Consider the following 695-nt stretch of genomic DNA (forward strand, 5'->3'; position numbering starts at 1 on the left):
CTCCTGGGTGATGCCGATGTCGAGACCGACTTTGCGGATGGTCGCGACGTAGCGATCCTCCGGCAAACCGTCGGCACGCAGGACGCAGCCGAGATTGGTCACCGATCCCACGATGAAGCCAACGCTGGCACCGCCACGGCATTCGAGCACGCCGACCCGCACCATCCGCTGCTGCTGTGCGCCGCCGTTTGCGACGGAGGCAACGAGGCTGGCGGCGGCGAGCCCGGCGAGGAGGAATGAGCGGCGCATGAATGTCTCCGGCGATGAATGTGATGCGAGCAGAGCGGACACCCTACCCGTGGCGCGCGATGGTCTATGCCACAAGAGTCCTGGCGGTGCCAGATCGGACAGATCTGAAACCGAACGCGCGGAGAAGCCCCTCACCCCACCCTCTCCCCGTAAGAACGGGGCGAGGGAGCGAGCGACCGGCGCGTCCCTCACGACGCAAGCGCCCTAACCTCTCCCCGCTCTTTTGCGGGGAGAGGTCGGATCGCCTCGGCGATGCGAAGCATCGTCCGGTGCGATCCGGGTGAGCGGCATGGCAGGATATCAATCAGGGCAAATGTCCATCCGACTCAGCGCGATCGAAATGCAAATAAAAAAAGGCCCGCGCGAAGCGGGCCTTTTCAATCATTGTCGCGAGCGGCTCAGCGCAAATTGCCGCAGAAGCGCTGGATGCGCTTGCAGGCATCTTC

1 protein-coding gene is annotated in these 695 nt (G+C 64.0%); it reads right to left on the reverse strand.

The annotated features are described in order from the left end of the window. A partial coding sequence (locus AC1D00_RS44025) for a DUF992 domain-containing protein (RefSeq protein ID WP_477015061.1) occupies positions 1-249 on the reverse strand: 249 nt, incomplete at its 3' end. Positions 250-695: the final 446 nt, after the last annotated feature.

Source organism: Bradyrhizobium sp. P2_E8 (assembly GCF_056403875.1).